Genomic DNA, 1,990 nt, shown 5'->3' on the forward strand with positions numbered 1-1,990 from the left:
CTGGCGCCATCTGACGGTTCCGGCCGCGGGCGGTATCAGCGGCGTGCCTCGGCGCTCCTGAGCAACGACATCGCACCGATCCGGTCTCCGACAGGCCCGGGTTGGTGTAACCCCCGGTCGATGGGAGAAGCCTGACATGGGCAACGTAGGAAGACGTCTCCGCCGCTCGACACTGGCCGCGCTCACGGGTGCGGCGCTGACCGCCGTGCTGGCGGTCACCTCGGCTGCCGCCGGGCCAGTCGAGGCGCGCCTGGAGAAGGCCGCCGCGAGCCGCACCGACGTCTACATCCGGGACGTCGGCGCCGACGTCGGCGTCGAGCCGCACTCGTTCAACCCGCTGTGGGCCAGTTCCGACATCAAGGTCTGCCCGACCGCGGTCGAGTGCGCCGTCAGCCAGAACCCGATCGTCGGCGTCACCAACTACATCTTCGTGAAGCTGCGTAACCCCGGCCCGTACGGCTCGGGCACCAGCCAGGGCGAGCTGCGCATCTACCGGACGACGCCGGGTGGCGGCGCCGTCTGGCCGACGCACTGGACCCAGATCAGCGCGGTCAACGTGACGGCGTTCGCCGGCACGACCACGGTGACGATTCCCTGGACCGGTGTGCCCGGCCCCGGCCACTTCTGCCTGCTGGCCCGGTGGGTGTCCCCGACCGACCCGATGACCTTCGAGGGCCCGGACATCAGCACCAACACCCGTTACAACAACAACATCGCCTGGCGCAACGTCGACTCGGTGTCGCTCGTCGCGAACGGGCCGACGCAGGTGAGGCCGTTCGCCATCGGCAACTCACTAACCGTGCCGACCAGGAACGACCTGCTCTTCACCCAGCCGACGCAGGGCTTCCCGAACGTCGGCGGCCGGATCATCGCCGACCTGGGCCCGACCCTGTTCGAGCGCTGGCGGGCCGGCGGCAAGGTCGGCGCCGGCGTGCGTGAGGTGGGCAGGACCCAGGTGGAGATCGTCGACCCGGGCAAGGCCAGCCTCGGCAACCTGCTGCTGAACCCCGGTGAGCGGGTGGAGTTCTCACTGCTCTTCTCGGCCGCCGTGGCCACCGACCAGCAGTTCGTGCTCAACGTGACGCAGTTCGGCCCGGACACCAGGGGAGCCGAGCGCACCGACCTCGGTGGCGTGCAGTACCTGATGACGGTCGGACAGAGGTAGACCCGGCCACCATCACCCGGGGTCGTGGGCCGCAGGCCCGCGACCCCGTCGCCGTGCCCGCCGGCATTCCCCCGGGCCATGGCGTCAGCGCAGCGAGACCCAAATGGTGGCCACCGCGTACCCCTCGGTGTGGGCGCGCAGCCGCACCGGGCCGGGTGGGGGAGCACCCAGTGAGAAGAAGCCCACCTCGTCGACCGGCGCCTCGTCGTACGTGCCGGTGGCGGTCTGCGCGCTGACCCGCCCGCCCCTGGGCGGGGAGAGCTGGCCGACGATGCCGGCCTCGCTCACCTCGACCTCCAGCACGACCGCCCCGCTGCGGAACGACAGTGTCCGCGCGGAGCCGGCCGACCGGGTCAGCCCCGCAGGCTCCGCGTCGCACGCCGAGTCGAACATCAGCTCGGCGAGCGCCAATCCCGCGGCCACGTTCCGCCAGGCGAACGCGGCCCGCGCCGCGGTCAGGAACTCCGCCGGCACCGGCCGGGCCTCCCGCAGCGCCGCGCCCAGCTCGGCCGTCAGGGCGTCGTCATCAGCCGGCGGCCACTGCTCCATCGCGGTCACCTCCGTTCGTGCGCGTCGCCGCCGCTCCGAGAAACGGGGCCAACGCCGGGCACTCGCGCAGCCGGCGCAGGCAGCGGGCCTGGGAGGGCCCGATGCTGCCGACCGGCATGCCCAGCCGTTCGCCGATCTCGCGGTAACTCGGCGGCGGGTCGGCCGTCAGAAGGGACAGTAGCTCCTGACAGCGCGGCGGAAGCTGCGCGAAGCCCTCCCGCAACGCCTGCCGCCGCTCGGCGCGCAGCAGTTCCTCGCCCGGGCCCGTCGCGTCCG

Annotated in this window: 3 protein-coding genes; 1 reads left to right on the top strand and 2 read right to left on the bottom strand. The window is 72.4% G+C overall.

Going from position 1 to position 1,990, the window contains the following annotated elements; all coding sequences use genetic code 11:
* The first annotated feature begins 136 nt into the window (after nt 1-136).
* Nucleotides 137-1,165 carry a hypothetical protein gene (locus tag E1193_RS31260; protein ID WP_132186717.1) on the top strand — a complete coding sequence of 343 codons (1,029 nt, stop codon included), beginning with the start codon at nt 137-139 and terminating at the stop codon, nt 1,163-1,165.
* Nucleotides 1,166-1,249: 84 nt separating this feature from the next.
* On the opposite strand, the gene E1193_RS31265 is transcribed toward E1193_RS31260, so the two are convergent.
* Together E1193_RS31265 and E1193_RS31270 are read right to left on the bottom strand one after the other, a co-directional pair.
* On the bottom strand, nt 1,250-1,714 hold the full coding sequence (locus tag E1193_RS31265; protein WP_132186718.1) for a hypothetical protein: 465 nt from the start codon (nt 1,712-1,714) through the stop codon (nt 1,250-1,252).
* Nucleotides 1,692-1,990 (bottom strand): sigma-70 family RNA polymerase sigma factor (locus tag E1193_RS31270; protein WP_132186719.1); only part of this gene is annotated, 299 nt, incomplete at its 5' end. The genes E1193_RS31265 and E1193_RS31270, both read right to left, overlap by 23 nt.

It is taken from the genome of Micromonospora sp. KC606 (assembly GCF_004348675.1).
Taxonomy (GTDB): domain Bacteria; phylum Actinomycetota; class Actinomycetes; order Mycobacteriales; family Micromonosporaceae; genus Micromonospora.

Excerpts from the sequence above, each read along its gene's own strand:
- E1193_RS31265 (WP_132186718.1), bottom strand. The coding sequence starts at position 1,714 with ATGGAGCAGTGGCCGCCGGCTGATGACGACGCCCTGACGGCCGAGCTG.
- E1193_RS31260 (WP_132186717.1), top strand. The coding sequence starts at position 137 with ATGGGCAACGTAGGAAGACGTCTCCGCCGCTCGACACTGGCCGCGCTC.